This is a genomic window from Kocuria subflava (assembly GCF_012163155.1).
Lineage (GTDB): Bacteria > Actinomycetota > Actinomycetes > Actinomycetales > Micrococcaceae > Kocuria > Kocuria subflava.
In genome coordinates, this window is record NZ_JAAVUN010000250.1 from 1 (window position 1) to 518 (window position 518).

The 518-nt window shown below is 69.9% G+C and carries 1 protein-coding gene; it reads left to right on the forward strand.

The window, feature by feature from the left end; translation table 11 throughout:
* Nucleotides 1-289, forward strand: a 289-nt coding sequence (locus tag GTW58_RS14020) for an ABC transporter permease (protein ID WP_168023654.1), incomplete at its 5' end; no start/stop codon positions are given.
* Between the last annotated feature and the right edge of the window lie 229 nt (nt 290-518).

A 518-nucleotide genomic window follows, 5' to 3' on the forward strand; every position in this document is an offset into this window, starting at 1 on the left:
GGAGGCCTGGTTCTCGCTGGGTGCCACCCCGGCGGTCGCCTACTCGTACATCGCCCGGAGGGCCGCCCGCGATGCCGTGATCCCCAATGTCGACCAGACCCGCGCCACCGGCCTGGTCACCCTGCCCGGCGCCTTCGTCGGGGCGCTGTTCGGGGGTGCATCCCCGGCCGAGGCCGCCATGTTCCAGCTGGTGGTCCTGGTCGGCATCCTCCTGGTCCAGACGGTGTGCACCACGGCAGTGACCATGGTCCTGTCCCGCAATCCTCAGTTGGTCGCGGACCAGGACTGAGCGAACCTGGCAGGATGTGGCCCACAGCCGCCGTCGACAGCCCGGAAAGGCAGGCATGTCCTCCGACTCCCGCAGCCAGCAGCCCAAGCACGATCGAGAAGCCTTCGGCCCCTCCCCCGTGGACCTGGCCCTGCTCGCCATACACCAGGACCTCAAGGGCATCACCGACGGCGAGCCCTCCCCGTCCATCCCCGCGCTGGCCAACGCGGACCCGGATCACTTCGGCATC